Raw genomic sequence first — 22,861 nt, 5'->3', positions numbered from 1 at the left:
TGGATAAGAACTCGATACCCTGGTGACAACCCATCCAGGAGGATTCCGTGGCCCCAATCCCGCACCAGCCCGGCGAACACCACCCGTCCGAGCACGACCTCTCCGACATCGAGGCTCGCGAACTCTTCAACCAAGCCCTTCCCGCCGCACAATTCCCCGTGGAGGAGCCGCCGTCGGATGACGAGGACTTCGCCATCGAGGGCTATCACCCTCGTGAGGAGATCTACCCCGACGGTATTCCCCCGGAACTGCGCGACGCCGAGATCGACGACGGCCCCCGCGCCATCGGGCCCGGCAAAATCCTCGCGTGGATTGCCACGACGGTGCTCATCGTCGCCGTCCCCTTGGCCTACGTCATGAGCCTTTAAACGCCACACCACTCGGTAGCCGGTACGAATCCGACTGCCGAGTGGTGCAGTCCAGGGCTGTTACAGCTTCGGCATGCGCGCTTTCTGGCGGCGCGGAACCGTCAGGCTGTCCGTCTCCTCCAATGCCACACCCTTGGTTTCGGGAATGAAGAAGTAGGCGAACGGCAGGCTGATCAGCGCGAAGAGTGCGAACAAGCCGTAAGAGAAGGCCAGGGAGAATCCCGCAAGTACCGGGAAGAGCATGCTCACGGCGAAGTTCGCCAGCCAGTTCGCGGCGGTCGAGAGGCCCATGGCCTTAGCGCGGATCGTATTGGGGAACACCTCGCCGAGCATGAGCCACAGCAAGGGACCCCACGTGGCGCCAAAGGAAATCACAAATACGTTTGCGAAGATCAGAGCGAGCGGCCCCCATGCCCCGGGGAGCGACGGGTTACCGTCAACGGTCACGGCCTGCGTGAACGAAATGGCCATGATCGCCAGAGAAACGAACATGCCGATCGATCCGCCCAATAGCAACGGGCGGCGCCCGATCTTGTCCACCAGGCCAATGGCAATCAGGGTCACCAAAACGTTAATGACCGAGGTAATCACCGAGATCATGAACGAGTCCGACTCGTCGAAGCCTACCGAACTCCACAGCGTCGTCGAATAGTAAAAAATCACGTTAATGCCGACGAACTGCTGCAAGATGGCCATGACGATTCCGACCCACACGATCGGGCGCAGGCCGAGCGCGGTGCCTCGAATAGATCCGGAGTTTGCTCGGCGATCTTCCTCGATGGCGAGCTTGATCTCGGACATCTCGGATTCCACCTTCTCCGGCGGCACGATCGTCGCGAGAACCTTCTTCGCCTCGTCGTTCTTGTCTTGCAAGACCAGCGAGCGCGGCGACTCCGGAAGTCCCCATGAGACGACGCCGTACACCAGCGCGGGAATCAGCCCGACGATGAACATCCACCGCCACGCTTCGACTCCGAACCACAGCTGAGAACCGGCCCCGCCAGCGCTATTCGCGATGACGGCATCGGATAGCAATGCCACGAAAATACCGATGGTAATAGCCAGCTGTTGCATGGAGCCCAAGCGTCCGCGGCTGTCCTTCGGGGAAATTTCCGCAATGTAGGCGGGAGCGGTCACGGATGCGATGCCGATACCTAACCCACCGATGAAGCGCCAGATGATGAGGTCCCACACGCCGAAAGCGAGGCCAGCGCCCAGCGAGCTGACCAGGAAGAATACGGATCCCAAGACCATCGCTTTGGTGCGCCCCCACCGGTTCGACACCGGACCGGCAACCCAGGCGCCGGCGGCGCAACCCAGCAGGGCGCATGCCACCGCGAAGCCCGTCATGGCCGAAGAGAGCCCGAAACTTTTTTGAATCGAGTCGACCGCGCCGTTGACGACGGACGAGTCGAAACCGAAGAGGAAACCACCGAGGGCGCCCGAGAATGCCAGAACCTTGACGCGGCTACTGGAGCTCGCGGCAGATTCCGTGCGAGAAGTACTCATGCTTCTTGCTCCTTTGGGGGACACGAAAATTCGAAGAACCACCCTACAAGCTACTCCTCATTGGCAACCTATGCTTACCGCCGAAAATGATGCGCCCATCAGTTTTCACCTTGGTCAAACCGTTCACGCTTCGGCACCACGAGGTATCCGTCCTCGCCATTTCCGTACCAAGGCCCTCCACCGCCACGAAGTATCGGCAGCTATACCCACAACTACAGGCCCCTCCACTGACCGGAAACCTCAGAGTTGAAACGATGTATTTCAACATTTCCTCAACCCACTGAAAACCGGAGAACATTCATGCGTAAATTCCTTGTGGCCGCCCTATCCACCGTGATCGTCGTAGTTACCCTCGCCGTGGTGACCGCAGTCTGGGACCGCAACGCGTCCGACAAGCGAGCGCAGTCCGCGCGGCAGGCCATCGAGTCGGTGATCCCTGCCGACCGGGCCACGAATTTTGATGTGCACGGTCAACCCCACCTCCTCTACCAGCTCATGGACATGAACTCGACCGTGTACGTCGACGTCAAGCCCTCCGCTCAGGCCACCCACGAGCAATTCATCATCAACGACGTCAAGGACAATTCCTACGGGAACTTCTCCCAATACATCCGATTCCCTGACCCCGAAGGCACCCCCAAGCCGGTCCCGAACGCGGACGGTTCGTACACCAACAAGGGCACCCTCAATGGAGCAGAGAAGGAATACTCCGTGGCGCAGGAAACGATCCCCGCTGGCGGAAACCTCGTCATTCGGGATCAGACCGGGCGCGAGGTCGTGAATTCTCCCCTCGGCTCATCCCGCACGGCCCACGTCGGCAAACCGTTCGTCACGGACCAGGGCATTTCCGTGGAGATCCAGTACGACGCCGCCGCCTAAGCGCGTCAACTGATCACAATCCTTGACTTGCTGCGGGTCATGCAGTCATCGCGGGTATCGGCGCAATGTCAAACATGGAAATCACTGCATAAGTCCCGCAATGGACGCCGGATACATCGGGGGATGCGGGGTCAGCGTCGTGAAGGTGCTGGCCCCGCAGGCTAAGCGTATTGAGTGCCCCACGCCGGATGTTAACAACGCAGTGTGAACAGCATGTGGCAAATTCTGAAGTTTGTTGGATTACCGTTTCCAAGCTTGTTAATTGGCTCAGTCTGAGATGCACCAATGACGACTTTATGGCGATTAGGGTGTGATCAGGACCCCCTAAATCTCGATCAGGAGTGAGTTTCATGAGTGGCATAATCCCGCATTACCGAACGATCAAAGGCCTCCTCCAGACGAGATCCTTCTCCATTGACGAGTATCAGCGAGAGTACAAGTGGGAACGATCCAATATTGAAGAGCTTCTCGACGACCTCTACAACAAGTTCATCGTCTCCTACCGCGATGGTGACTCACCAAAAGCTGCTAGCCGTTACGATGACTACTTCCTCGGCTCCATCATCGTCACGCAGCGTGGAACGAGAAATTATCTCGTCGATGGCCAGCAACGGGTCACGTCCCTAACACTGCTTCTGGTCTACCTCTATCGGGAGTCTGTACGACTGAACCTCCCTGTGACCTCGACCCTTGAACCGCTGATTTTTTCGGATGACTACGGCGAAAAGAAGTTCAACCTCGACATAGAGGATCGCGTGCCGGCACTGAAAGCTTTATTTGAGGGTGTCGACTACGATCCGACCGACCAAGACGAATCGATCCAGACCATCATCGCCCGCTATAGGAACATCGAAGAACGTGCGCTGGCAGATGAACTTGGTCCAGCTCTGGAGACATTCATCTACTGGTTGATCAATAACGTCGGTCTGATTGAAATTTCGACGGCCTCCGACTCTCATGCCTATTCGATCTTCGAGACAATGAATGACCGTGGCAAGCCGCTAAGTCCGGTGGACATGCTTAAGGCATATCTCTTAGGTGGCATTGACGATCCTAACGAACGCTCTCGCGCAAATGGCACGTGGAAACAAACACTGACCAACCTGACGTCCTGGGAACCTGAGCCGGATAGCGAACGGAGCGCAGCTTTCGCCAAAGCTTGGTTACGTTCCCAATACGCCGACTCTATCCGGGACAGGAAAGCTGGTGCATCAGACCGTGACTGGGACCTGATCGGCACGACATTTCATCGCTGGGTCAGGGACAACAGGGACCGCGTTGGAGTTGGGGACCCCCATAGGAACCGTGAAGTCATGACTTCTGAGGTGCCTTTCTTCGCCCGTGCCTATCGAATGATCCTCGAGGCGTCGCATACTTTGACAGCCGGTCTCGAAGCGGTCTTCTATAACTCACACAATGATTTCACGTGGCAGAGCACCGTCCTATTAGCCCCTTTGCGACTAGGCGACGATACAGAAACCATCCGCAAGAAAATCGCGACGACTGCCACCTACCTCGACATTTGGCTCATGCGACGAGCGGTGAACTACATACGCGTGGGCTACTCGAGCGTGAACTATGCGATGTTTTTGCTATGCCGCGATATCCGAGGACTCTCACTTCCTGAGTTGATCACTGTGCTCCGGGAAAGGATCGACAGAGACGAGGCGGAAGTTTCCCTGGAGGGCAGTCCCAGCCGCCATCGGGAGGGTATTGCTGACCTGCGGCTGAACCAGTTCAGTAGGCGCTATATCTATCACCTGCTGGCCCGTATCACTGCGTACACGAATCAGAATTCCGGAGGTTCGAACAACTTCGCAGAATTGGTGGATCGTTCGAGAAAGAACCCGATGGATATCGAGCATATTTGGGCGAATATCTATGCTCGCTACGCCGATACGCCCCTGACACTCCAAGAGTTCGAGGCCGAGCGTAACCACATCGCAGGTTTGCTCCTGTTGCCGGCCGATGTGAACCGTAGCTACCAAGACAGACCGTTTGAGGAAAAGGTCCAGCACTACGCCAAACAAAACTTTTATGCAGCTAGCCTCTCCAAGACGGCGTACCAGCACCAACCACAGTTCACCTCATTCGTGGAACGCGAGGCACTGTCGTTCCGTCCATATGAGCAATTCGGGTTGCAGGAACAGAATGAACGCCGCCAGCTGGTCCTCGAGTTAGCTCGTCGAGTCTGGGACCCGCAACGTCTAGAGGAACACCACCCTTCCCGCCAGTCGAGGAGTTGACCGCGGTTCAAGTCCCATCCGCGGATCCCAATGGAGCCCGGCTACGCAATAAGCCGAGCAAGCCATGCGAAGCCCCTTCATACAGGCCTCGCCGTAACTTCCGAGACGGTAAGGATCCACGCCAAGGACTTTTCTGTCGAGGGCGAGCGCAAACTGTGTATCGTGGGACACACTTCTGAAAGGAGGCCCATGTCAACCTTCCGCTCGTCGAAAAAAGCGGCATCGTCCGCCTCGCCCTCGGCAGATTCCACGAAAAAGGATTCCTCGAAACCGGGCTCGACCCACAAGCCCACCCCTGCACGAGAAAAGGCATCCGCCTCCGGCGATTCCGTCTCCACTACAAAGGCAAAAGACGCGGGCTCCACTTCAACCGTCGATTCCTCGTCGAAGGCAAAGTCGCAGCCCAGCAAGGAACGTGCCACCACCGGTGATCGGGAAAAAGCGAAGCCCTCACCGAAGGAAGAGCCCACATCGGCCCAAGCCTCCCCGGAAAGCTCGCAGAAGAAACCTGCCGCTCCCGCCCCACAGAAGCACCCCCACCCTCGGTTCGAACATCAGCCGGGTCACGCCACGAACGTCGTCGTCCTGACAGCCCTCATCATCATCAGCGCGGTCCTTCTTGCGGCAATTTTCGTGGCTTTGATCGTGTTCAAAGCCCCGGGATTCTAAGATTTGAACACACGGGTTCATCGAGGCTGACGCAGCCGCCCGGTAGCGCCTGGGCAACGTTGGGGGAAGAAAGGAACGGCAGTCGTGCGAATCCTTCGAATATTTAATAACAACGTGGTTCTGGCGGAAACCGATACCGGCGATCAAGTGGTGGCCATCGGACGCGGCTTGGCCTTCGGCAAAAAGAAGGGCCAACCCATCGACGCCGACGCCGTCACGCAAAAGTTCTACCCCGAGCAGCAAGCCGAGGAACACCTGACGGCCATGCTTTCGGAAATTCCCTCGGACGTTCTCGCCGTGGCAACGGACCTGGAAAAAATCGCCCGTGAGGAACTGGGTGCCAACATTTCGCACTCCTTCATCTTGCCGCTGGCCGACCACATTAACTACGCGATCGTGCGCGCCACCGATGGGTTGCGGATCGAATACCCACTCAGCATCGAGGTCGGACATCTCTACCCCAAAGAAACGGCATTCGGCCATCGTGCCATCTCCATCATTAACGAACGCCTGGGTGTGAAACTCCCCGAGGACGAAGCCACGCCGCTGGCCCTGCACCTCGTTAATTCGCAATTTGCGACCGAAGACCTCATTAAGACTTTCAAAATGACGGAAGTCTTTACCGAAATCTTCGGCGTGATTTCCAACGCCTTTGGGCAAGAAATCGACCCGTCAAACCTTTCGGTCGCCCGCTTCGTCACGCATCTTCGGTACCTATTCGTTCGGGCCGAACAAGGGATTCACGCCAACACCACCGACCCCGCATTTCCCGCGATTCACGAGGCCGTGCGGACCGGATACCCTCGCGCCTACGACTGCGCCTATAAAGTTGTGCTCCTGCTCCAAGTCCACCTGCATCAAGAACTCTCCGACGACGAGCACACCTACCTGGCCATGCATATCGCCAGGCTCGCGAGTGACCTCTGGGGCGTCAGCACCACGGCGTCGTCGAGGTCGTGACCGCCTAACCTCGCGCCGCGCTCTAAGGCTCTCCCCGGCCGACTTCGCTAGGATGACGGCGGCAGCAGTACCCGAAACGACACAGGAGATTCCGTGAGCTCAGGTCAGCACCCCCGCACCTCGGTCATCATGCCGGTCTACAAAACCGCCGACCGGGTGGTCTCGTCCATCGAGTCCGTGCTGGCCCAAACGGACCCAGACTTCGAACTACTCGTGATGATCGACGGTTCGCCGGATCATTCCTCCGAGGTCGTGGCGGACTTCCTGCGCGAGCATCCGGACGAGCGGGTGCGGGTTTTCGATAATCCCGTCAATGCCGGTGTTTCCACAGTCCGCAACCAGGCCCTCGACGCCGCCCGCGGCGACTGGATCGCATTCATCGATTCGGACGACCATTTCCGCCCCAATTTCCTGTCGACCATGCACGCCTACGCGCGCGAATCCGAGGTTGACCTGGTCGTCTGTAGCCACACGCTGCTCAGCGCGGATGGTACGCAACGCGACCGCCGGGCCGGCAAGCCGGGCATCCGGACGGGTCGAGAGGCGACCCTGGAACTCTTGTCCGACGACGTCACACCCTACGTGTGGGACAAGCTGGTCTCCGCCGAGGCTGTTCGCGACGTTCGGTTCCACACTGAAGTGACGCGCGCCGAAGATGCGCTGTTCTGCGTCTCCGCTTACGCCAATTCGCGACGCGTAGCCATCATTCCTTCGTCTCTGTATGAATACACGGTCGACGCCGGTTCGGCCACGTGGGGCAAGATCACGCCGGTGGCCGAGAGTGACGCTCTCGTGGAGGAAATCCGAAGGGTGGCTGGCCCCTTCCTCACCACCCCGGCGGGCCGCAACGCGTATCAGGCCTCGCGGATCCTGACCTACCTGAATAATGCCCAGCAGGCCATCGTGCTCCAAGGCGAAGAAGCTCAAAAGGTTCTGGAAACGTGCCGTCGTCGCATCCAATGGAGCGGAATTCCCGCGGTACTCCGTGTGAAACCGGTCTTCGGCCTCGCAGGAATTCTCCTCAAAGTCTCCCCCAACATCTATCGAATTCTCTACGGTGCTTACATTCGAAGAATGTACGGATTGTAGGTTTTACGGGAGCGCATGGGCTCTGTGCCGGTCGACGAGGAAATTTGAGACCTTGACACCGCGGCATTCCTGAAACATGATTCGACAGAGTGCGAGGATCGTTTTCGTGTCCGTCACGATCGTGAACTCGCGCCCATCAATCTCACTCTTTCGCACCCTGAGTTTTTAAGGCCCCCATGCGTTCCTCCCGTACCCTTTTCGCCCTCTGCCTCGTGTCCGGGGCCCTCGGCCTCACGGCCACCCAGGCCGTGGCGGCACCCCCCACTGGACCGACCAGCCAACAACAGTCCCAGACGCAGACGGGCGACTCATCGCTGGCTCAGCTCTCGGGCAAAACCGCGGCAGCTGCTCCCACCGCGACGGTCGAGGACTCCACCGACCGCGTCGTCGTGAAGTTCAAGGACAACACCCCCGAGGCCACCAAAACCAAGGTTCTGCAGGAGACCGGGCAAACAACACCGGCCAAGGACGCCAAGATCGTCAAGACGTCGGCCGCGAATTCGGACGTGGTGCAGTCCTCCAAGAAGCTCAACGCCAGCGAGCAAGACCAGGTGGTCAAGAAGCTCTCGGCAGAGCCCGATGTTGAATTCGCGGAAGCGGACAAGATCGTCAAGAATGCCACCACCGGGTATCCGACCACCCCAAATGACCCCTATTTCGGGCCGTACCAGTGGAATATGCGAATCATCGACGCCCCCGGAGCATGGCAAAGCGCCACCGGAGCCGGCCAAACCATCGGCGTGGTCGATACGGGTACCACCAACCACCCCGACCTCAACTCGAAGGTCGTCAGCGGCTACGACTTCGTTTCCCCGGACTATGACCGTGACGGCGTCTACGGGCGGGACTCAGATCCCACCGACCCCGGTGTGATGGCAGCAGGGGAAAACTGGCACGGCACTCACGTTGAAGGCATCGCGGCGGCCTCCACGAATAACGGCATCGGCGTCTCCGGCGTTGCCCCCGACGCGAAGATTCAGCCGGTCCGGGCCTTCGGCATCGGCGCCTCCGGCTACGTGTCTGACTTCGCGGACGCGATCACTTGGGCGTCGGGCGGTCGCGTCGCCGGTGCTCCCGCGAACCCGAACCCCTCGACCGTCGTCAACTTCTCGGCAGCATGGCCCGGCCAGTGTTCCTCCATCATGAAGTCCGCGGTCGACGGTGCGGCCTCCCGCAACGTTCCCGTGGTGGTGGCCGCAGGTAACTCGGGCGTCAACGCCAACGACGTCAGCCCCGCGAACTGCTTGGGCGCCGTCGTGGTTGGTGCAACGGCCTCCTCCGACGTCATGACGGGCTACTCGAATTACGGGCCGATGCTCGACGTCGTCGCCCCCGGCGGGTCCACGGGAGCCGACATTTGGTCCACCTACAACACCGGCTATTCCGCTCCGGCCGCGGCTAGCTACGGCACGTTGAACGGCACCTCGATGGCGGCACCGCACGTCGCCGGTCTCATCGCCCTCATGAAGCAGCGGAACCCGTCGCTCGGCGTGGAACAGATCCGATATATTTTGGTGTCCACCGGCAGTAACGTGGGCGGTTACCCCCGAATCAACGCCAAGGCGGCAGTCAACGCTGTGGCGCCGGCAGCCGGCGGTTCGTCAACGCCCGTGGTGGTCAACGGCATCCGCAACCTCTACGACGCCCTCGGCGGCGCCTCGACCTTCGGAAACCCGCGGGCCAACGAACGCGGCGGACTCGTCGACGGTGGCGTATTCCAGGAGTTCACCAAGAACTACACGATCTACTGGACCCCCTTCACCGGAACCCACTCGGTGAATTTCAACGGTGCCATCGGCGCGAAGTACCGCGCTGGCGGATACGAGCGGGCCTACGGGTACCCCTCGTCGGAAGAATTCAAGAAGAACGGATTCTCCTACCAGTGGTTCAAGACCAAGGCCGGCAAGTCGACCCTGATCATGTGGACCCCTCAGAACGGTGCCCAGGTCATCAACGAATCGGGCAGCATCGGCAACCGCTGGGTCCAGATGGGCCGCGAAAACGGTTCGGGATTCCCGACCAGCGACGAGATCTCGGCTAACGGCTTGGCCTACCAGTGGTTCAAGAAGGGCAACACCAGCAGCTTCTACATGTGGAGCCCCGCGACCGGAACGCACATCATCAACGAATCGGGCGCGATCGGCGGCAAGTGGGCCAACGACGGCCGCGAAAGCGGTTCCGGCATCCCCACGAGCGACGAAATCTCCAAGAACGGGATGGCCTACCAGTGGTTCAAGAACGGCCGGGTCTCCAACCTGTACATGTGGACTCCCGGAACCGGCGCCCACACGATTCAGGAAACTAGCGGCATCGGTAGCCGCTGGGTTCAGCAGGGCCGCGAAAACGGCTCCGGCTTCCCGACCAGCGACGAAGTGTCCAAGAACGGCACCGCGTACCAGTGGTTCGTGAAGGGCCAAACCAGCCACTTCTACATGTGGACACCCGCAACCGGAACGCACATCATCAACGAATCCGGCGGGATCGGTAGCAAGTGGGCCAACGACGGCCGCGAAAACGGCGCCGGCGTTCCCACGAGCGAGGAAATCTCCAAGAACGGCCTCGCGTACCAGTGGTTCAAGAAGGGCGGCGTTTCCAACCTCTACATGTGGACGCCGGGTAGCGGAACCCACACGATCATCGAGACCGGCGCGATCGGCGGTGCCTGGATCGATAACGGCCGCGAGAACGGCTGGGGCGCCCCGACCACGGACGAGTACCGCGGTTCTGACGGCAAGATCCACCAGAAGTTCAGCAAGGGCGTCGAGGTCACCTGGAGCGCTTCGGAAGGCGTGCGCGTGCTGCGCTAGCCCCACACGACCTCACGCACGACGCCGCCCGCCTCGCTCTCCTCTGAGCGGTGCGGGCGGCGTCGTCGCAAAAAGATGCCTAGGAGCCGATTCGCCTCAGAGTGAGGGTCTGCTCCGCCCGGCCGAACGCGCCGTGGTCGTCGTGCAGGATCGACGAGGTGAGTCCGATGCCGTCGTCGCCGAAACTGACCTCGTTCTCTAGACCGAGCCATTGGCCTTCGGGGCGACGGAACAGGTGAATCTGGAGATCCACGTTGGGGAAGATCCACTTTTTATCTCCAGGGGCCACTCGGGTCGCGATGCCGTTGGAGGCATCCACGGCACCCATGAGGTGCACCCAGTCCGGCGATTCCTCGCCCTCCACCAGCGGAAAGATCGGGCGAACCCATCCGATCCCGTGGCCCGCTCGGTGTTCCGGGGCGCGGAGGCCGTCCAGGGAGCGGATGAACCCGCCCGGCCATTCGTCGGCACCTCGCCACGGGGTGCACTGGTCTCGAGAGGGGATACTGGCTTCTTCGGTCGCTGCGACCTCGCTTGTATCCGTGCAGATCAATCGCCACGCACTGGCCCGAATCGCGGTCCGTCCCCCGGCAATCATTTCGGCCTGAATCAATTCGATGGTCCGTCCCGGCCGCAGGGTCGTGGTCACGACCTCAATTTCGCCGGCGGGAATGAGCCCTAAGATCTCGTAGCTGATGCGGGCAATGCGCATGTCCTCGCGGGGTTCATGCTGTTCCAGGCAGTGCGCCAGGAGCCCCGAGGCGGGCGCCATGTGCTGCTCGTGCTCGTTCCAGGCGCCCTGAGCATGGATGGTCGAGCGGAACCGCCCGTCCCCCTCCTTCACGTAGTAGGCCTCAGCCTGCCCCAGGATCTCTGACAGCTGGTGATGGGTTTGCTCCATGCGTCCTTCCCTCTGAGCGCTCCGTCGCGGCTCCTTGTCGTGGGGCCGACTGTTCCAGCCGGGTCCCTGGCCATTTCCCCCATTCGGGGTTCTGTGACGGACCTTACCCTGAACCGCAGCTCCGTTCCGTACTGTGGGACCATTACTTCACGTAATCGCCGAGGAAACCGAGGACTCCATGTCGCCGCAGTTGATGGCCTTCGACCTAGACGGAACCCTGGTCTTTGACCAGAAGATCAGCGCCGAAAGCGTAGAAGCCATCCACGAGTGGCAGGCCGCCGGAAATCTGGCGGTGTGCTCCACCGGAAAGTCCATCGCCGCGACGATTCATGCGCTCCAAGGTACGGGCCTTCGATTCGACTATTACGTTCTGTACACGGGCGGTGCCGTGACCGACGCCGATTTCCGCGTGCTGACGAGCCACACCATCCCCAACGTCGTCGTCCGCGAGATCGTGGAGACCCTGACTCAGGAGCAGGGCATCGCGGTCTACGGAACCACCCTGGAATCCGATCACGACGCCCACTTCCCCTCAACCACCGGTTCCAAATCCAGCTCGATCTTGGCCCATTTCGCCCCGATGGCCGTTGAGGATATTCCGCATCACGAGTTCGTAGGCATTCCCTTGTTCATTGAGGGGAACGAGGAACGGATGGAGCGCACGACGTCGTGGATCCGCGAGCGCTTTCACGGCCAGGTGGACTGCCACCGAAACCAGGACTTCCTCGACGTCGTGCCGCCAAGCTGCACCAAGGGGACGGGGTTGGCTTGGCTAGACGAGGCGTACCTGGGTGGGCGTTATGAGACCTATTCGATCGGCGACTCGTGGAACGATCTGGCGATGCACGCCTGGGCCCAGCATTCGGCGTCCTTCCCGTATTCGCCGCTGGAGGTCCAGGACGCCACAGACACCGTGGTGGCCACCGCTGCCGAATACATCCGTTCCGTCCTGAAGGGTTCCACCAGCGCGTCATCGTAGGACACTCTCGCGGTCATGACCGCCCTGCGACGAAACGCGAGGTCACCGGGCTACTCGCTTCTACTCAACCGTTGAGCGCCGCGTGCGCGCCTCCCTATGGTGTTCAAAACTACACAACACCTCTATCGGGAGCGCCACGTGAAAACCCTGATCATCCTCGGCCTCATTGGGCTGGCAGCACAACTCGTCGACGGCTCCCTGGGCATGGCCTACGGAGTGACGTCGTCGTCGCTCCTTCTCACCGCCGGACTTGCCCCAGCCTCGGTTTCGGCCACGGTTCATCTCGCCGAAATCGGCACCACCTTGGCCTCCGGGGCTTCCCATTGGCGCTTCGGCAATATCGACTGGCGGGTTGTGGCCTTTATGGCCGTTCCCGGGGGAATCGCGGCCTTTCTGGGAGCCAACGTTTTGGCCGCTTCCGGTGAAGGGGCCGAGCCGGTCATGTCGGTGATCTTGCTCCTGCTGGGAGTCTATGTTCTGGTGCGCTTTCTCCGAACGCCCACCGTGCGGCCGTCTTTTCGGGGCCGGGTCCCGGGGTTCTTCCTCGTTCCGTTGGCCATGCTCGCCGGGTTCATGGACGCCATCGGAGGCGGCGGGTGGGGGCCCGTCGGCACCCCGACATTGCTGGCGTCCGGAAAGATTTCGCCTCGGAAGGTGATCGGCTCCATCGATGCCTCGGAGTTCGTGGTGAGCCTCGGGGCATCCGCGGGGTTCCTCCTGGCCCTCGGCCATCAAGGCATCAATCTGCCCTTCGTCCTCGCGCTGCTCGTCGGTGGCGTCATCGCGGCCCCCGTGGCGGCGTGGCTCGTCCGGTTTCTGGCGCCGCGTGTTCTCGCCGTCGGTGCAGGCGGCCTCATCATTCTGACTAATGGGCGCACCCTTTTGGGCACCGATACCGCGCAGGACGCACTGCCGGCAGGCGCCTCCAACATCGTGCTTATCCTGCTGGCCGTCGCGTGGATCATCACCCTCGGATGGGTCATCCGACAACAAGGAACGGCGCGGGCCCTAGAGCCCACGCCGGAACCACAGAAGGTCCCTTCGGAACCCTAAACGACTACTGGACCTGCCATTCCCAGCCATCGTGAATCACCGGATCCGTGTACACGAGCGTGCCTGCCTGCTGTGGAATATCGAGGATCACGGAACCTTGAAGGTTCTGGCCCGGAGCGATTCCCAGGGGGATGGTTTGGTTGGGCGGGATGCAACTGTACGTGGAGACCGTCGCGGGTTGATCGATCACGCTTCCGTCGGCCCCGATGAACTTCCAGTTCGCCTCGGAGAAGTAGAACCGGTCGTCGTTCAGGACGCTCTGCATGTCGGCGGCGCTACCCGTGGAGACGCCCATGTTCAGGCTAATGAACCGTCCGTTCTCGGGCTGGCCCGCATAAGGGGCCGTGCATTGGGGAGAGTTTTGGATGCCGTTGAGGACCATGGTCGCTGCGGGCTGACCGCTCGCGCCGTTGATGACGGCGGGCTGGCCAATGCCTTTGACAAGGTTGCCTCGCTGTGACCGGCTACCCGGTGCGGGCGCATTCTGTTCAGCCTGAGGTGTGCTGGTCTCTGGAGTCGGCGTGGGTTGGCCTTGATCTGGCTTTGGGGAGCTGTCGGTTGAAGGAGTGGACGACGGCTGAGGAGTTGCGCTGTCCGTTCCCTCAGAGGGCTTTTTCGAGGGGGAGTTCGACGGCGTCGAAGATGATGACGACGACGGCGACGAGGAGCTCGAGCTGCTCGAGGGCGAGTCTGACGAGGACCCCTTCGAATCATCGGAAGATCCTCCGCACCCGGCGAGCGCGAGGCCGGCGAGCGTGACGACCGCAATGGTCAGGGAACGAGACCTATTCTGCGCTGAACGGTTCATGGGGGCATCCTCCGGAGTGCGAGATGATGTGATGGCTCACCTTGTTGTCAGCTTACCGCCAGCTTCGCTCGTCAGGGGGGTCGTGACGGACAAAATGTGTCGGACGGCGGAGCGTAGCGGCGTCGCCTCCAGCCCATACCGATCACTCAGTATTCCCGGCCTCATGAGCACAGGTCGCGTCCACAAATAGGACTGGTTCGATGACTCTCGAAGCATCGGATGCATCCATCTCATGACCCGAAGCAGTCCCGCCGGCACGGGGCGGATGGTTCGACGCCGCACCCCCGCCTCCTCACTCACCACACGGTTCAGTTCTTCCAAGCTGCACTCTGTAATCGACGGGGCGTGCGCTATGAGATCTCCCTTGGGCGCCAGCTCCGCGGCGTTTTCCGCGGCCGCGATCATGGACGTTGCCAAGTCAGGGATATAGGTCAACGTGTGTTGCAGACGAGGGTTTCCCATGGCGTATCCGGCTCTACCTCGCGGGCGCGGAACCATCACCGCCAAATGCGCCACCGAGGTCGATGGTTCCGCAGTCGGCCCCCACAGGTCCGAGGCGACGATGCTGAGCGTGGTCGCGTCGTGCTCGCGCCGGGCCGCGAGAAGTTCCGCTCGCACCTGGCCCATCGGGCTTCGCGGCGCCAAGGCATCGCCCTCCGTCAGGTCTTCAGCCCCCGCCCCAAATCCGTACACGGATTCCGGAAAGATCACCGGGATATTCGCATCGGCGGCCAAGTCCATGACGGCTCGCTCCTGGTCTGGGAGCATCTTTCGCCAAGCATCGGCGTCATACGCCGCGTGAACGCAGTGAAACACCGCAGCCACCTCCCGCATGGCCCGAGCCAGGAGGCGCCGGTCCGAAACATCCCCCACCAGAACCTCAGCCCCTTCCACCGACTTCTGGCTACGCCGCAAGACCACCGCCTGGTGGCCCGCTTCGACTAAATTCCGCACCATTTGGGTGCCGATCTGACCCGCACCCGTGACGAGGTATTTCATGACCCACCACTTTCCGAGAGCAGTGCTCTCTAGTTGACGCTTTTCAGCCTAGCTCTCACTCGAAGGCATTTCAAGAGCGGTGCTCTCTTTTTGAGGGTGTGGGTCGAGCCCGTGGCACACTGAATTCATGAGCACCTCACGCCCCACTCGCGCGGAGAGTCGCGCACATATGGAGGCGGCAATCCTCGAGGCCGGCCGCCAACAGCTAGCAACGCGCGGAGCCGCCAACCTGTCCTTGCGCGAAGTCGCGCGCACGATCGGCGTCGTCTCCTCGGCGGTGTACCGGTATGTGTCGAGCAAAGAGGAGCTACTGACGGCGCTATTGGTCGATGCCTACGAATCTCTCGGCGACGCCGTCACCCAGAACCTCAACCCTTCGGCCGAACCAGCCACACGCTTTCGATCCATTGCCCACGCCATGCGGGACTGGGCACTGAGACACCGGGAACAGTGGGCGCTTCTCTACGGTTCACCCGTTCCCGGCTATGCGGCGCCGGAAGAGCGCACCACGAACGCAGGAACGCGAGTCATCGGAATGCTAATCGCCACCATCTCGGAGGGAAACCCGCCCGTAAGCCAACCCTCCGAGGCGCTGACTGCATGGGTCGTTCCCGAGGTGGAAAAGATGGGCGTCGAAGCCTCTCCCCGTCACATCGCCTTCGGCATCGAGGCTTGGGGAACGTTGATCGGCACCATCAGCATGGAACTCTTCGGACAGCTCGGTCCGTTGCCAGAGGAATTGGGCAATGAGATCTTCACACGCACCACGGAATCGCTGATTCGGCGCCTCACCGGCGACGGCGCCTAGGCGCCACCCTTAATCCGGTCCACAAGGGCCAGCAGGTCTTCCAAGCCATCCGGGCTCATGATCGACGCGGACCCGGGGGCCGAATCACGCAGGCTGTCTACGACCGGCATTCCCTCCGAATCGACCCCACCACCTGCCATGGCGGCGTTGTAATACAGACCATCACCCATCAGCAGAATGGCGGAGGCCGTCACGGGATTTCCGACCTCCTCCAGAATGATCTCGTACCAGTCCGCGTGAATGCGGCGCATGGCTTCACGGGCTTTAGGTTGCGCTTCCTGCCCCAGGCTCAACACGGCGATGAAGGTGCGGTCAATCGGAGCACCCTGACTGGAATCGTCATTGAGGTAAAAGGCCGACGAGCGCACGTAATACCTCGAAGCCCCTTCGCCCGAAGAACGCATCAGCTCGCAATCTTCGGCCGCGTACTCCAATAGTCGTTCGATCAAGCCGTCAGCCAGAGCGTTTTTGTCTTTGAAGTGATACAGCAGGCCACCCTTGGAGACCTCGGCCCGTGCAGCCACCGCATCCATGGTGGCGGCGCGTTCCCCCTCCGTAATCAAGATGGATTCGTAAGCGTCCACAATTCGGTTCTTTGCGCTCATGATTTCGACCCTAGCCCCTTGGAAGTAAACCGTCCAGACGGTACAGTACCGTGAGAAGTCACCCCATTCTCGGAGAGGAGCAGCATGTCACCGTCACTACGACGCAAGGGTGAGCGCCCTCAGCACCATGACCGCCGTTGGGCCGCCCTCGCCGTCCTCATGCTTCCGGTGCTCTTGATCGCCGTCGATAACACCGTCCTCTCCTTTGCCCTGCCGGCCATCTCCGGGGATCTCGAACCCACCGGGCCACAGCTGTTGTGGATCGTGGATATCTATTCCCTCGTTCTCGCCGGCTTATTGGTTCCCATGGGAAGCCTCGGGGATCGCATCGGCCGACGCCGGATCCTTCTGATCGGGAGTACTGGGTTTGCGGTGATCTCCCTCGCGGCCGCCTTCGCCCCATCCGCCGAATGGCTCATCGCGGCCCGTGCGGCCATGGGCCTCTTCGGATCGGTGCTCATGCCGGCCACGCTCTCCTTGATTCGCAACATCTTCGTGGACCCGCAGGAACGCCGTCGAGCCATCGCCATCTGGGCCGCAGGTTTCTCTGGCGGGGCCGCACTCGGGCCCATTGTGGGCGGATTCTTGCTCGAACATTTCTCATGGGGCTCGGTCTTCTTGCTGGCCGTTCCCGTCTTGATTCCCCTCTTGGTTTTCGCCCCCATGCTGGTTCCAGAGTCCAAGGATCCCTCACCCAATCCCATCGACCTCATTAGCATCGTTCTCGTCATGGCCACCATGACGCCGCTCGTTTACGGCATCAAGACGTTCGCGAGCGACGGACTCCGGGGCGACGTCGTCGTAGGCTTGGTGGTCGCGGTGGTCGCTGGCTTCGCGTTCGTTCGTCGGCAGTTGCGCCGGCCCGACCCCATGCTGGACGTCCGGCTCTTCACCAACTCGGCGTTCTCCGGGGCCGTCTTGGCGAACTTGCTGAGCGTGTTCTCGCTGGTGGGTTTCTTGTATTTCATCTCTCAGCACCTCCAGCTGATCAGTGGCAAGACCCCGCTTCAGGCCGGAATCGTCCTGATTCCCGGCTTGGCGGCGACGGTCATTTCGGGCCTCGCCGTGGTTCCCGTGGTGCGCCGCTTCACGCCGGCCCAGGTGGTTTCGGGCGGTCTCGCGCTGAATGCCGTCGGTTTCGGCATCGTGACCATTGCCGGACCGGCCGGTTCGGACCTCGGCCTGATCACCGCATTCGTGATTCTCGGAGCGGGTATCGGTGCCGCGGAAACCATTTCGAACGACGTCATTCTCTCCGCGGTACCCGCGCACAAGGCGGGGGCGGCGTCGGCCATCTCAGAGACGGCCTACGAAACCGGAGCGGTCCTCGGAACGGCCGTGCTGGGATCCATCCTCAACGCCGCCTACTCGTCTCACCTGACCATTCCGGCGGGCATTCCCGACGACGCACGAGCCGCCGCCCAAGAAACCCTCGGGGGTGCCACGGAAGTGGCCTCTCACGTGGGAGGCGACGCCGGAGCACAGCTCCTCGAGTCGGCGCGTTCGGCCTTCGACTCGGGGGTCGCGCTCACCTCGGGAATCGGCGTGGTCCTCATGATCCTTGCGGCCGCAATGTCCCTGCGGACGCTGCGGAAGGCGGAGTCCTAAACCGTGTGATCGCGGATGCCCTCACGGGCTCACATTTCGCATAGGCTCGACGTGCACCGAATCGCAATCGTGGTCACCGCCGATCACCAGGAAGGACCCAGTGGAGTCTCCCGTACGCAAGTACATGCTGCAGTTGCTTGAGGAAACCCGAGGCCAGGATGGGGGCGAACTCGCCGACTACATCCCGGAATTGGCCAAGGCCCGCCCGGATGTCTTTGCCATCGCGATGACCACCATCGAGGGACGCACCTATTCCGTGGGCGACGACGAGCGCGAGTTCACCATCCAGTCGATTTCCAAGCCGTTCGCCTACGCGGCCGCCCTGACGGATCGCGGGCTCGACGCCGTGGCGGCCAAGGTGGGCGTCGAACCCACGGGCGAGGCCTTCAACGAGCTCTCACTGGAAAGGGGCACCAACCGCCCCAAGAACCCCCTGATCAACGCAGGCGCCATCACGATCCACAGCATGCTCGCGGAGCCGGGCTCCTCACTCGAGGAACGGGCCGAACGGACGGTGGAGTTTTTCTCGCGCCTCGCGGGCAGGCATCTCGAGATGGACGAATCCGTGTTCCGCTCCGAGCTGGAGACGGCAGATCGCAATTTCGCCTTGGCGCATATGCTCCGCAATTTGGGCGTCTTCGAGGAGCACGCGCACCAAGCGGTGGCCGGCTACGTCGCCCAATGCGCCATCAAGGTCACGGTGCGCGACCTCGCCGTCATGGGCGCGACCCTCGCGAATCGCGGCGTGCACCCGTTTACCGGTGAGCACGTGGCGAGCCGTGAGGTCGCACGCCAGGTGCTCGCGGTCATGGTGTCCGCCGGAATGTACGATGCCTCCGGGACATGGTTTTCCAACGTCGGCATTCCCGCCAAGTCGGGCGTCTCCGGCGGTATTCTCGGTGTCTTGCCGGGCCAGGTAGGCATCGGTGTCATGTCTCCGCGCCTGGATCGCCAAGGAAACAGCGTCCGCGGCGTCCGGGTTTTCAATAAGCTCTCACAGGACATGGGCCTGCACCTACTCGACGCCGGCATCTTCGGCTCGAACGTCATCCGCTCCGTCAGCGAGGAGCCTCACGAGACCATCATGCGGATGCAGGGTGTCATTCAGTTCTCGGGTGCCGAGGCGATCATGCACCGCTTGGCGGGCCTCGAGTGCGCTTCGGGCACCATGGTCTTCGACCTCTCCCGCGTCACCCGCCTCGACGCGATGGCGCGCCGCATGTTCTTGGAGGGCCTCCGCCGTCTCATCGCTGACGGTCACCGCGTCGAAATCATCGACCCCGACGACGTCCTTCCCGATCCCAACCTCGGCGGCAACGTCTACCCGGTCCAGCGAGAATCCGACCGGGGCTAACCTCGAAGTCGCCGGCGTTGACGGGCGGGATAACCTCAAGTCATGAGGGTATTCGTGTACGACGACAACTGCGGGCCATGCGTTCCACTGGCCCGCCTGCTCGCACGACGCACGCGCGGTCGCCTCGAGGTCATCCCCTTTTCGCGGGTAATTACTGAACTCTCAGAGGACGACGTCGAGCGCTTCACCGAAGAAGCCCTCTACGCCGCCGGACCAGCCCCTGCTCCGGGAACAGCCCTTCCCGACGCCGCGCACCTCTGGGGCCATCGAGCCATTGCGGCTGGACTCGCGGCATCGCATCATCGGGCGGACCGACTCCTGGCGCGCATTATTCTCGCGCCCGGCGTTACGGCCGTTTCCCAGCTGGCGTATCGGTGGTTCTCGCGCAACCGTTGGCGCTTCGGCGGAGGCTCCTGTGCGGTCAACCCCGCAGGTCAGACCCCCACGTCGCCCACGAGGTAACGCTGGATTGTCGGCCCCATAATCTCGGCGATTTCCTGCGGCTTCATTCGGGCCAAATCCGACTCCTCGACAAACACGTACCGAGCGATGGCCAAGCCCACCATCTGAGAGATCACCAGGCTCGCCCGCAGATTCACGTGGTCGATGTCGCCCATGCGCGCCGCGAGCCTCCCTCCAATGATTCCGCGAATGGCCGCCTGCAACTGGCTGACCAAGAGCCGATCCTCCCCAATCGACATCAGATTGGCCCGGATCGCGGCGCTGACCCCGGGGCTCTCCCACGCCGTGATCATCGTGAGGACCAGCTTGTTCCCGAGCTCTCCCACCGGCGTCGTCTGGAAAACCTCGTCGGCGATCTCCTCTGGGACGAAGTCCGTGGGTTTACCCAGCAGACACTCGGAAAATAGCTCCGACTTGCAGGAGAAATAATGGTGCATCAGGGACGGATCCACGTTTGACGCACGGGCAATTGACCGCATCGAGGTCTTGGCGTACCCCTGCTCTTGAAACAGCTCTCGAGCCCGAGCCAGGATCTCCCCGCGGGTGTCACATTTTCCGGGACGGCGTCCTCTCATCTCTTCCTCGCTTCAATCGCGGGCAGATCGCCGCCCACAGCATTTCGGCGCCGCCCCATTTCTCAACGCCGCCTCCGCGCGGCGCTTGGGTCCTTAAGGCCCCATTCTTCCAAGAAAAACTCGAAAGTACATAAACTTTGTAGCGCCACATCAGGCTCGGGACATTACACCCATCCCACGTCGAAATTACTTTACACTTCACGTATTTTTCTCCGGGAATAAGCGGGACATCACGAATGTTGATAGGGTCAGAACAACGAACCACGACCCAGGAGGAAACCATGCAACTCGGCATCATGACTGTGGGGGACGTCACCCAGGACCCCACCACCGGAACCACCCCTAGTGAGAACGAACGCATCAAGGCGACCGTTCAGATCGCCCGCAAGGCGGAAGAAATTGGCCTGGACGTTTTTGCCACGGGGCAGCACCACAACCCGCCGTTCGCGGCCCCGGGCAACCCTCCGACCCTCTTGGGTTACCTCGCGGCGCAAACCAAAAACATTATTCTGTCCACATCCACCACGCTGATCACCACCATGGACCCCGTGCGCCTCGCGGAGGATTACTCCTATGTGCAGCACCTCGCCGATGGCCGCGTGGATATGATGCTCGGCCGAGGAAACACCGGCCCGGTATATCCGTGGTTTGGTCGGGATATCCGCGATGGCATCAATCTCGCGGTGGAGAACTACGCTCTATTGCACCGTCTGTGGCGGGAAGAGGTCGTGAATTGGCAAGGGAAGTTCCGCTCGCCGCTTCAGTCCTTCACCTCGACGCCGCGCCCGCTGGACGGCGTCGCGCCCTTCGTGTGGCACGGCTCCATCCGGACGCCCGAGATCGCGGAACAAGCGGCCTATTACGGCGACGGCTTCTTCCACAACAATATTTTCTGGAACATGAAGCACACGGGCCAGATGATCGACCTGTACCGCGAGCGCTTCGAGCACTACGGCCACGGAACGGCCCAGCAAGCGATCGTGGGTCTGGGTGGTCAGTTCTTCATGCGGCCCAACTCCCAGGATGCCCGGCGCGAATTCCGTCCGTACTTCGATAACGCACCGGTTTACGGCCACGGGCCCACGATGGAGGAGTTCACGGATCAGACACCCTTGACCGTGGGTTCCCCGCAGGAGGTCCTCGAAAAGACTCTGTCCTTCCGTGACTACGCGGGCGAGTACCAGCGCCAGCTGTTCCTCGTGGACCACGCCGGTTTGCCGTTGAAGACAGTGCTGGAGCAGATGGATCTGTTCGGGGAGAAGGTCTTGCCGGAGCTCCGTAAGGAATACGCGGCCTCTCACAATCCGGAGGTCCCGGAGGCACCCGTACACCCCCGCGTTCTCGAGGCCCGGCGGGCAGCACAGGCCGAAGCGGAGCGAACCTCTGAGAATCACTCAGCACCGGAAGAGCACGTTGAAGGAGAACGTCATGCGTAACCCCACCATCGTTATCGTGAGCGCGGGCCTCTCGGAGCCTTCCTCCACCGCCTTGCTCGGCGAGCGCCTCGGTGAGGCCACCCGTACAGCGTTGGATCGCGCCGGCGTAAGCGCCTCGGTCGAGACGATCAGCCTGCGCGGCCTCGCCCACGGGATCGCCGACACCATGACCATGGGGTTCCCGTCCGGTGCCGTGGGCGATGCCCTCGACGCCGTCCGAACAGCCGACGCCGTCATCGCGGTGACGCCCACGTTCAAGGCCGGGTACACGGGCCTGTTCAAGTCCTTTTGGGACCTCACGAGCGACGACGATCTCTTGGGCAAGCCCGTGCTCCTGGCCGCGACCGGCGGAACGGCTCGACATTCCCTCATGATCGAGACGGCCCTGCGTCCGCTTTTTGCTTATCTCCACGCCGATGTCGTGCCCACCGGAGTCTTCGCCGCAACGGATGACTTCGGTACGGATACCACCCTGCAAACCCGGATCGACCGTGCCGGTGGGGAGCTCGCGGATCGATTAGCCTGGCGGCTCGGTGCCAGCAGTCGGCAGCACCCGGCCGAGCCTGCCGTCGGTTTGGATTCGGCCGATGTCGCCGAAGATTCCGCCCCAGCTGCGGATTCAGGGTCGGGAGAAAAGCAGGCCCCTGCCGGTACCACCCCACAACGGCCTCACTTGGCCGGCGGTGGGGGCCTTCCCGCGCTCAAGGTGACTCCGTTCGAGGATCTCCTCAAGGGCTAACGCGCGA

The 22,861-nt window shown here is 61.6% G+C and carries 21 protein-coding genes; 15 read left to right on the top strand and 6 right to left on the bottom strand.

Annotated features, from left to right (window positions below):
• Window positions 1–47 precede the first annotated feature (47 nt).
• Complete coding sequence (locus B9Y51_RS00980) at window positions 48–368, top strand: hypothetical protein (RefSeq protein ID WP_085528483.1); 321 nt, start codon at window positions 48–50, stop codon at window positions 366–368.
• A 60-nt stretch (window positions 369–428) separates the two neighbouring features.
• Here the strand turns inward: B9Y51_RS00980 and B9Y51_RS00975 are convergent, their stop codons facing one another.
• A complete protein-coding gene (locus B9Y51_RS00975; RefSeq protein WP_048682358.1) occupies window positions 429–1,877 on the bottom strand; it encodes a sugar porter family MFS transporter in 1,449 nt (482 codons plus the stop codon).
• Window positions 1,878–2,177: 300 nt separating this feature from the next.
• On the opposite strand from B9Y51_RS00975, the gene B9Y51_RS00965 reads away from it, so the two are divergent.
• From B9Y51_RS00965 to B9Y51_RS00940, 6 genes are all read left to right on the top strand, one after another.
• Window positions 2,178–2,756 carry a hypothetical protein gene (locus tag B9Y51_RS00965; protein ID WP_085528482.1) on the top strand — a complete coding sequence of 193 codons (579 nt, stop codon included), beginning with the start codon at window positions 2,178–2,180 and terminating at the stop codon, window positions 2,754–2,756.
• A 350-nt stretch (window positions 2,757–3,106) separates the two neighbouring features.
• A complete protein-coding gene (locus B9Y51_RS00960; protein WP_085528481.1) occupies window positions 3,107–5,002 on the top strand; it encodes a DUF262 domain-containing protein in 1,896 nt (631 codons plus the stop codon).
• A gap of 189 nt (window positions 5,003–5,191) precedes the next feature.
• On the top strand, window positions 5,192–5,671 hold the full coding sequence (locus B9Y51_RS00955) for a hypothetical protein (protein ID WP_085528480.1): 480 nt from the start codon (window positions 5,192–5,194) through the stop codon (window positions 5,669–5,671).
• A gap of 84 nt (window positions 5,672–5,755) precedes the next feature.
• Window positions 5,756–6,631: a PRD domain-containing protein gene (locus B9Y51_RS00950; RefSeq protein WP_085528479.1), complete on the top strand. Its 876-nt coding sequence runs from the start codon at window positions 5,756–5,758 to the stop codon at window positions 6,629–6,631.
• A gap of 93 nt (window positions 6,632–6,724) precedes the next feature.
• Window positions 6,725–7,720 carry a glycosyltransferase family 2 protein gene (locus B9Y51_RS00945; protein ID WP_245826008.1) on the top strand — a complete coding sequence of 332 codons (996 nt, stop codon included), beginning with the start codon at window positions 6,725–6,727 and terminating at the stop codon, window positions 7,718–7,720.
• 176 nt (window positions 7,721–7,896) lie between these two features.
• The gene (locus tag B9Y51_RS00940; RefSeq protein ID WP_085528478.1) at window positions 7,897–10,527 is read left to right on the top strand and encodes a S8 family serine peptidase; all 2,631 of its coding nucleotides are present in this window, start codon (window positions 7,897–7,899) and stop codon (window positions 10,525–10,527) included.
• A 79-nt stretch (window positions 10,528–10,606) separates the two neighbouring features.
• Here B9Y51_RS00940 and B9Y51_RS00935 read toward each other — a convergent pair whose 3' ends face one another.
• On the bottom strand, window positions 10,607–11,428 hold the full coding sequence (locus B9Y51_RS00935; protein WP_085528477.1) for a thioesterase family protein: 822 nt from the start codon (window positions 11,426–11,428) through the stop codon (window positions 10,607–10,609).
• A gap of 178 nt (window positions 11,429–11,606) precedes the next feature.
• Here B9Y51_RS00935 and B9Y51_RS00930 point away from each other — a divergent pair, with 178 nt between their 5' ends.
• Window positions 11,607–12,407 carry an HAD-IIB family hydrolase gene (locus tag B9Y51_RS00930; RefSeq protein ID WP_085528476.1) on the top strand — a complete coding sequence of 267 codons (801 nt, stop codon included), beginning with the start codon at window positions 11,607–11,609 and terminating at the stop codon, window positions 12,405–12,407.
• A gap of 138 nt (window positions 12,408–12,545) precedes the next feature.
• Complete coding sequence (locus B9Y51_RS00925; protein WP_085528560.1) at window positions 12,546–13,460, top strand: sulfite exporter TauE/SafE family protein; 915 nt, start codon at window positions 12,546–12,548, stop codon at window positions 13,458–13,460.
• A 4-nt stretch (window positions 13,461–13,464) separates the two neighbouring features.
• Here the strand turns inward: B9Y51_RS00925 and B9Y51_RS00920 are convergent, their stop codons facing one another.
• Together B9Y51_RS00920 and B9Y51_RS00915 are read right to left on the bottom strand one after the other, a co-directional pair.
• Window positions 13,465–14,268 carry a hypothetical protein gene (locus B9Y51_RS00920; protein WP_085528475.1) on the bottom strand — a complete coding sequence of 268 codons (804 nt, stop codon included), beginning with the start codon at window positions 14,266–14,268 and terminating at the stop codon, window positions 13,465–13,467.
• A gap of 36 nt (window positions 14,269–14,304) precedes the next feature.
• Window positions 14,305–15,267 carry an NAD-dependent epimerase/dehydratase family protein gene (locus B9Y51_RS00915; RefSeq protein WP_085528474.1) on the bottom strand — a complete coding sequence of 321 codons (963 nt, stop codon included), beginning with the start codon at window positions 15,265–15,267 and terminating at the stop codon, window positions 14,305–14,307.
• A gap of 127 nt (window positions 15,268–15,394) precedes the next feature.
• On the opposite strand from B9Y51_RS00915, the gene B9Y51_RS00910 reads away from it, so the two are divergent.
• A complete protein-coding gene (locus B9Y51_RS00910) occupies window positions 15,395–16,075 on the top strand; it encodes a TetR/AcrR family transcriptional regulator (protein ID WP_085528473.1) in 681 nt (226 codons plus the stop codon).
• Here the strand turns inward: B9Y51_RS00910 and B9Y51_RS00905 are convergent.
• Window positions 16,072–16,680: a TetR/AcrR family transcriptional regulator gene (locus B9Y51_RS00905; RefSeq protein ID WP_245826007.1), complete on the bottom strand. Its 609-nt coding sequence runs from the start codon at window positions 16,678–16,680 to the stop codon at window positions 16,072–16,074. The genes B9Y51_RS00910 and B9Y51_RS00905 overlap by 4 nt on opposite strands.
• 84 nt (window positions 16,681–16,764) lie before the next feature.
• Between B9Y51_RS00905 and B9Y51_RS00900 the strand changes: the two genes are divergently transcribed.
• The 3 genes from B9Y51_RS00900 to B9Y51_RS00890 all read left to right on the top strand — a co-directional run bounded on the left by B9Y51_RS00900 (window position 16,765) and on the right by B9Y51_RS00890 (window position 20,104).
• Complete coding sequence (locus B9Y51_RS00900; RefSeq protein WP_048682389.1) at window positions 16,765–18,288, top strand: MFS transporter; 1,524 nt, start codon at window positions 16,765–16,767, stop codon at window positions 18,286–18,288.
• Between the two features lie 100 nt (window positions 18,289–18,388).
• On the top strand, window positions 18,389–19,642 hold the full coding sequence (locus B9Y51_RS00895) for a glutaminase (protein WP_085528471.1): 1,254 nt from the start codon (window positions 18,389–18,391) through the stop codon (window positions 19,640–19,642).
• A 42-nt stretch (window positions 19,643–19,684) separates the two neighbouring features.
• Window positions 19,685–20,104 carry a DCC1-like thiol-disulfide oxidoreductase family protein gene (locus tag B9Y51_RS00890; RefSeq protein WP_085528470.1) on the top strand — a complete coding sequence of 140 codons (420 nt, stop codon included), beginning with the start codon at window positions 19,685–19,687 and terminating at the stop codon, window positions 20,102–20,104.
• On the opposite strand, the gene B9Y51_RS00885 is transcribed toward B9Y51_RS00890, so the two are convergent.
• Window positions 20,077–20,679 carry a TetR/AcrR family transcriptional regulator gene (locus B9Y51_RS00885; protein ID WP_085528469.1) on the bottom strand — a complete coding sequence of 201 codons (603 nt, stop codon included), beginning with the start codon at window positions 20,677–20,679 and terminating at the stop codon, window positions 20,077–20,079. The genes B9Y51_RS00890 and B9Y51_RS00885 overlap by 28 nt on opposite strands.
• A 281-nt stretch (window positions 20,680–20,960) precedes the next feature.
• Between B9Y51_RS00885 and B9Y51_RS00880 the strand changes: the two genes are divergently transcribed.
• Window positions 20,961–22,115 (top strand): LLM class flavin-dependent oxidoreductase, encoded by a 1,155-nt coding sequence (locus B9Y51_RS00880; RefSeq protein ID WP_048682400.1) that lies wholly within the window; start codon window positions 20,961–20,963, stop codon window positions 22,113–22,115.
• Window positions 22,108–22,854 (top strand): CE1759 family FMN reductase, encoded by a 747-nt coding sequence (locus tag B9Y51_RS00875; RefSeq protein ID WP_085528468.1) that lies wholly within the window; start codon window positions 22,108–22,110, stop codon window positions 22,852–22,854. Before B9Y51_RS00880 ends, B9Y51_RS00875 begins: the two co-directional genes overlap by 8 nt.
• Window positions 22,855–22,861 lie beyond the last annotated feature (7 nt).

Origin of the sequence: Kocuria massiliensis, assembly GCF_900169715.1 — a bacterium.
Taxonomy (GTDB): domain Bacteria; phylum Actinomycetota; class Actinomycetes; order Actinomycetales; family Micrococcaceae; genus Rothia; species Rothia massiliensis.
This window is presented reverse-complemented; position numbering and strand designations above follow the sequence as displayed.

Coding starts and splice junctions, on each gene's coding strand:
- B9Y51_RS00975 (WP_048682358.1), bottom strand. CDS start 1,877: ATGAGTACTTCTCGCACGGAATCTGCCGCGAGCTCCAGTAGCCGCGTC.
- B9Y51_RS00965 (WP_085528482.1), top strand. CDS start 2,178: ATGCGTAAATTCCTTGTGGCCGCCCTATCCACCGTGATCGTCGTAGTT.
- B9Y51_RS00960 (WP_085528481.1), top strand. CDS start 3,107: ATGAGTGGCATAATCCCGCATTACCGAACGATCAAAGGCCTCCTCCAG.
- B9Y51_RS00955 (WP_085528480.1), top strand. CDS start 5,192: ATGTCAACCTTCCGCTCGTCGAAAAAAGCGGCATCGTCCGCCTCGCCC.
- B9Y51_RS00940 (WP_085528478.1), top strand. CDS start 7,897: ATGCGTTCCTCCCGTACCCTTTTCGCCCTCTGCCTCGTGTCCGGGGCC.
- B9Y51_RS00935 (WP_085528477.1), bottom strand. CDS start 11,428: ATGGAGCAAACCCATCACCAGCTGTCAGAGATCCTGGGGCAGGCTGAG.
- B9Y51_RS00930 (WP_085528476.1), top strand. CDS start 11,607: ATGTCGCCGCAGTTGATGGCCTTCGACCTAGACGGAACCCTGGTCTTT.
- B9Y51_RS00920 (WP_085528475.1), bottom strand. CDS start 14,268: ATGAACCGTTCAGCGCAGAATAGGTCTCGTTCCCTGACCATTGCGGTC.
- B9Y51_RS00915 (WP_085528474.1), bottom strand. CDS start 15,267: ATGAAATACCTCGTCACGGGTGCGGGTCAGATCGGCACCCAAATGGTG.
- B9Y51_RS00910 (WP_085528473.1), top strand. CDS start 15,395: ATGAGCACCTCACGCCCCACTCGCGCGGAGAGTCGCGCACATATGGAG.
- B9Y51_RS00905 (WP_245826007.1), bottom strand. CDS start 16,680: ATGAGCGCAAAGAACCGAATTGTGGACGCTTACGAATCCATCTTGATT.
- B9Y51_RS00900 (WP_048682389.1), top strand. CDS start 16,765: ATGTCACCGTCACTACGACGCAAGGGTGAGCGCCCTCAGCACCATGAC.
- B9Y51_RS00890 (WP_085528470.1), top strand. CDS start 19,685: ATGAGGGTATTCGTGTACGACGACAACTGCGGGCCATGCGTTCCACTG.
- B9Y51_RS00885 (WP_085528469.1), bottom strand. CDS start 20,679: ATGAGAGGACGCCGTCCCGGAAAATGTGACACCCGCGGGGAGATCCTG.
- B9Y51_RS00880 (WP_048682400.1), top strand. CDS start 20,961: ATGCAACTCGGCATCATGACTGTGGGGGACGTCACCCAGGACCCCACC.
- B9Y51_RS00875 (WP_085528468.1), top strand. CDS start 22,108: ATGCGTAACCCCACCATCGTTATCGTGAGCGCGGGCCTCTCGGAGCCT.